Annotated in this window: 6 protein-coding genes; 4 read left to right on the top strand and 2 right to left on the bottom strand. The window is 61.0% G+C overall.

What is annotated here, in order from left to right; genetic code table 11:
- The 4 genes from EN939_RS20530 to EN939_RS20515 all read left to right on the top strand — a co-directional run.
- Positions 1–599: enolase C-terminal domain-like protein (locus EN939_RS20530; protein WP_206528313.1), on the top strand; the 599-nt coding region annotated here is incomplete at its 5' end.
- A 9-nt stretch (positions 600–608) separates the two neighbouring features.
- On the top strand, positions 609–938 hold the full coding sequence (locus EN939_RS20525) for an L-rhamnose mutarotase (RefSeq protein ID WP_127269444.1): 330 nt from the start codon (positions 609–611) through the stop codon (positions 936–938).
- Positions 934–2,007 carry a Gfo/Idh/MocA family protein gene (locus EN939_RS20520; RefSeq protein ID WP_206517064.1) on the top strand — a complete coding sequence of 358 codons (1,074 nt, stop codon included), beginning with the start codon at positions 934–936 and terminating at the stop codon, positions 2,005–2,007. The genes EN939_RS20525 and EN939_RS20520 overlap by 5 nt, the downstream gene beginning before the upstream one ends.
- Positions 2,004–2,459, top strand: a complete 456-nt coding sequence (locus EN939_RS20515) for a MaoC/PaaZ C-terminal domain-containing protein (RefSeq protein ID WP_164748657.1) — start codon at positions 2,004–2,006, stop codon at positions 2,457–2,459. The genes EN939_RS20520 and EN939_RS20515 overlap by 4 nt, the downstream gene beginning before the upstream one ends.
- 27 nt (positions 2,460–2,486) lie before the next feature.
- Here EN939_RS20515 and EN939_RS20510 read toward each other — a convergent pair whose 3' ends face one another.
- Entirely contained in the window at positions 2,487–4,499 is a 2,013-nt protein-coding gene (locus EN939_RS20510) for a putative 2-aminoethylphosphonate ABC transporter permease subunit (RefSeq protein ID WP_127269441.1), read from the bottom strand.
- Positions 4,483–5,017: TOBE domain-containing protein (locus EN939_RS39735; RefSeq protein ID WP_127269440.1), on the bottom strand; the 535-nt coding region annotated here is incomplete at its 5' end. The genes EN939_RS39735 and EN939_RS20510, both read right to left, overlap by 17 nt.

Below are 5,017 nucleotides of genomic sequence, written 5' to 3'. Positions count from 1 at the left end.
CGCACGGGTCGGAGGATCTTGCGCGCCTGTCGGCGGTGCGCAAGGCTGTCGGCGACGGCTATGAGATCATGACCGACGCCAATCAGGGATTTTCGATCGACGAGGCGATCCGGCGCGCCGCGAGGTTGCGCGAACTCGACCTCGCCTGGATCGAGGAGCCGCTGCCGGCCGACGATATTGACGGACATGTGCGGTTGTCGAACTCGACGCCGACGCCGATCGCGATCGGCGAGTCGCTCTATTCCATTCGCCATTTTCGCGAATACATGCAGAAAGGCGCCTGCTCGATCGTGCAGGTCGATGTCGGCCGCATCGGCGGCATCACGCCCTGGCTCAAGATCGCGCACGCGGCGGAGGCCTTCGACATTCCGGTCTGCCCGCATTTCCTGATGGAACTGCATGTCAGCCTGACCTGCGCTGTTCAGAACGGCCGATACGTCGAGTACATTCCGCAGCTCGACCAGTTGACCGGCAAGCGCCTGCGGATCGAGGATGGCCAGGCGCTGGCGCCCGACGAGCCGGGCATCGGCATCGATTGGGACTGGGACGCGGTCAAGGCCATGAGCATCGCCGAATTCACCACGGCGATCACGAAATAGGAGACGGGCATGCAGCGGATGGGGATGGTTCTGCGACTGAAGCCGGAAAAGGTCGATGAGTATGTCCGCCTCCATGCCGCCGTCTGGCCCGACGTGCTGGCCATGATCTCCGCCTGCAACATCAAGAATTATTCGATCTACCTGAAGCGGCCGGAGAACCTGCTGTTCAGCACTTTCGAATATCACGGCAGCGACTACGAAGCCGACATGGCGAAGATGGCGGCCGATCCGAAGACGCAGGAATGGTGGGCGGTCTGCATGCCATGCCAGGAGCCGCTGGCGACGCGCAAAGAGGGCGAGTGGTGGGCCGAGATGGACGAGGTCTTCCATCATGATTGAAGGCGGTTTCGACCCTGCCTTGCTCGTTCAATCCTGGCCAAAACCCTCAAAACCCCGGCCGATCGTCACTTTCGGCGCCGGATCGATCGTCGGCGACGCGCATTTCCCGGCCTACAGGAAGGCCGGCTTTCCAGTAGCCGGGCTTTATGATCCCGACCACGCCAGGGCTGAAAAACTGGCCAGCCAATGGGGCGTGACGGCCTTTGGCTCGGTCGAAGAAGCTGCTGCCGTCGAGGGCGCGATCTTCGATCTTGCCACCCCGCCGTCGCGTCATGCCGATGTGCTGAAGTCCTTGCCTGATGGCGCAGTGGCGCTGATCCAGAAGCCGATGGGCAGCAATCTTGCCGAGGCGACCGCGATCCTCGAGATCTGCCGTGCCCGGAAGCTGCACGCAGCGGTGAACTTCCAATTGCGCTTCGCGCCGATGATGCTGGCGCTCAAGGGTGCTATCGGCAAGGGCTGGCTCGGCGAGATCGTCGACTTCGACGCCTGGCTGGCGCTGGCGACACCATGGCAGCTTTGGGAATTCCTGCTCAAGGCGCCGCGCGTCGAGATCGCCATGCATTCGATCCACTATCTCGACCTGATCAGGCAATTGCTCGGCGACCCCAAGGGTGTGCACGCCAAGACGCTCGGCCATCCCAACCATGCCGTGGCGCAGACGCGCACCAGCGCCATTCTCGACTATGGCGACACCGTGCGCTGCGCGCTGTCGATCAACCACGACCATAAGTTCGGCCGCCGGCACCAGGCCTGCGAGTTCCGCATCTGCGGCACAGAAGGTGCCGCCTATCTCAAGCTGGGTCTCAACCTCGATTATCCCACAGGTGAGCCGGATGTGCTGGAGATTTACCCCAAGGGTGGAACGGACTGGGTCGCGGTGCCCTTGGCCGGCGAGTGGTTTCCAGACGCCTTCGTCGGCCGCATGGCCAATGTCCAGCGTTTTGCCACCGGAGAAGATGCTATGTTGATCAGTCCGGTCGAGGATGCCTGGAGCACGATGGCGCTGGTCGAGGCGGCGTATCAGTCGAGTGCGGCACCGGCGACGCCGATCGCGGAAAGACCCTGATGGAACAGATACAGTATTTCGAAGACTATGAGATTGGCGCGTCGCGCCTGACCAGCGGCCGCACCATCACCGAGACCGACTTCATCGTCCATGCCGGCCACACCGGCGATTTCTTCCCGCACCACATGGACGCCGAGTTCATGAAGACGACGCCATTCGGCCAGCGCATCGCGCACGGCACGCTGGTGTTCTCGGTCGGCATCGGGCTGACGGCAACCGTCATCAACCCTGTCGCCTTTTCCTACGGCTACGACCGGTTGCGCTTCATCAAGCCGGTGTTCATCGGCGACACGATCCGGACGCGCACCACAATTGCGGCCAGGGAAGACGACCCGAAGAGGCCGGGGTCGGGACGGGTGATCGAACGCTGCGAGGTGATCAACCAGCGCGGCGAAGTGGTGCTGGCGGCCGACCACATCTACATCGTCGAACGCAGGCCGACGCAGGGCTGAGACTTGGGAAAGTCCTAGAGCATTTCATTATCGTACCCGCCAACCCTGAGTTCTTTTCAGGATACCTTTCGAAACAGCCACGTGAATGATCCGCGCGAATGCGTTGGTGTAGAAGATCATCATGCCCATGGCAGCAGCAGGCGCGGTGTCGCCAGCGTCGTCCATGTTGAGCACTGCAACCGAGGCGAGCGCCGTGTGTGTTGTATAGATGAAGACCACCGCGGAAACCGTCGTCATGGCGTTGACGAAAAGATAGATCGAGATGTCAAGGATTGCCGGCAGACAGATCGGCACTGTCACCCGCGTGAACAGGCGATAGAAAGGCTGCTTCAGCGAGGCCGCGACCGGCTCGAACTCACGATCGATCTGCTTCAGCGCCGTCAGGGCCGTCAAATGACCGACCGTGTAAAAGTGCGTCACGGTGCAGACGACCAGGATCGCCATTGTGCCGTAGATCGCGTGCAGCGGATTGGCCGGATTGTTGAAGAAGAAAATATAGGCCAGGCCAAGCACAAGCCCCGGCACCGCCATCGGCAGCATGGCGAGGAAGTGGAAGGCTGCCCGTCCGGTCCTGAAGCCTTCGGTCTTTTCGACGATGTAAGCGCCGACGAAGACGATGACGGTTCCAAACACAGCGGTCAGCAACGAGAGCGTGATCGAGTTGTAGTAAGAAGCCCAGCCCCCGCCATCCATGCGACCGAACGCGAAATTCTTCAGGCTGAGACTGAGGTCGTAGGGCCAGAACTTGACCAGCGCGGCGTACTGGCAAATGCCGATGATGCCGGCGATGAACAACGCGACCAGGCTGCAATAAGCCAGACAGACCAGGTCGAAGCGGCGATTGGGTTTTGCCTCGTAAGGCACCGAGCGGGCCGACAGGAGCGAAACCTGCCTACGCTGGACCAGGCGGTCGACGACGAAGGCGGCGATGGCCGGGATCAGCAAGATGACCGAGACCACCGCCCCCATCTCGAAATTCTGCTGACCAATCACTTGCTTGTAGATATCGACGGCGAGCACGTTGAACTGGCCGCCGATGACCTTCGGCAAGCCGAAATCGGTGATGACGAGCGTAAACACGACAAACGCCGCGGAGATCAAACCGTAGCGCGCGCCCGGAATGGTAACGACCCAGAACGTCCGCCACTTGCTGGCGCGCAGCGAAGCGGCGGCTTCATATTGGCGCTGGTCGGAGATCGCCAGTGCCGTCGAGATAATGATCAGAGCATGGGGAAAGGTGAAGAATATCGAGCCGACGACAATCCCCAACGGACCGTAGATCGATATGCCGCCAAGCACGCTTTTCAACAGGCCCTGGTTGCCGAACAGATAGATGAGGGCGATGCCGGGCAGTAGCGACGGCACCAGGATGGGAGCCATGGCGATGAGCCTGAATAGGCCCTTGAAGCGCATCTTGCTTCGGTTCAAAGCGTAGGCGAAGCCGAAGGCTATGCCGACCGTGATGATGGTGCTGATCAGCGCGATCAGGAAGGAGTTCTGGATCGAGCGGAACAGCGTTGGCGTCGAGAAGTAGGTTGTGTAGTTGTCCAACCCAAGCTCGCGCGCGGGCCTCAGCATAATGCGCCGAAAGGTGTTCGAATCGACTTCCTGCCATTCGGTGCCGCGATGGAGTTGCGTGCCGATCAGGAAATAAGCGTCATCGGTGGTGCCGCGGACCTTGTATTTGACCGGGCTGCGGAAACTGAAATCCGGAAAGAAGCTGGTGGCCGGCAGCCGACCATCGGAACTGGTCGCAAGCTTTTCTAGCGGGACCGCGGCGAGTTTCTCGTTCAGAGCGGCGGCCGTCACTGGCTCGCCGAAATTGCCGAGCTTGTCGCTGACCTGGAATTCGAACGCGCCAAGATCGAAGCTGTAGGTCGAGAACGATTTCGACAGCATCACGTAGAGCGGGGCTGCCAGCGACAGGACCAGATAGAACGAGATGACGACCAGCAGGCCGCGCTTGATCAACTCGTCCTTGTCGAGCGACTGTCGAAGCGCCCGACCGGACGGCATCAGGATATCAGTTGCCGCCGCCATGGCGCTCTCCTTGCGGGAAGACAAGCAGTCGGTCGGCGGGCAGTTCCACCGTTAGCGCTCCGCCTTCGGCGAGGCCGAGACGCCGCGTGGCGTTGACCGAGAAATCGGCGATCAGAATCTCGTCTCCAAGCTCTCCGCCGCGCAGCCGGGTGCGCCAGAACGAACCCAGGAATTCCATTTCACCGACGGTCACTTCGATCAGGTTTTCCGAAGTCTTCACCACATCGGGTGCTCCAGGCGAGCGCGAACCCGGCCCGTGTGGAATCACGTCTTCCGGTCGAATGGCGGCGACGACTGCTTCGCCGTTCGCAAAGCTGTGCGGCGCGCATCTGAAAGCCTTCGTCCCGAAGCCTACCGAATCTGCTCCTACCGTCGCATCGAACTTGTTGGTCTCGCCGATGAAATCGGCGACGAACAGCGTCCTGGGATGGCGATAGATTTCAGTCGGGCTGCCGACCTGCTCGATGACGCCATGGTTCATGACTACAATGCGGTCGGCCAACGACAATGCTTCTTCC

This window comes from Mesorhizobium sp. M7A.F.Ca.CA.002.05.1.1 (assembly GCF_003998335.1).
Lineage (GTDB): Bacteria > Pseudomonadota > Alphaproteobacteria > Rhizobiales > Rhizobiaceae > Mesorhizobium.
Note: the sequence above shows the minus strand (reverse complement) of the source record. Positions and strands in the feature narration are given on the sequence as shown.

Coding starts and splice junctions, on each gene's coding strand:
- EN939_RS20525 (WP_127269444.1), top strand. CDS start 609: ATGCAGCGGATGGGGATGGTTCTGCGACTGAAGCCGGAAAAGGTCGAT.
- EN939_RS20510 (WP_127269441.1), bottom strand. CDS start 4,499: ATGGCGGCGGCAACTGATATCCTGATGCCGTCCGGTCGGGCGCTTCGA.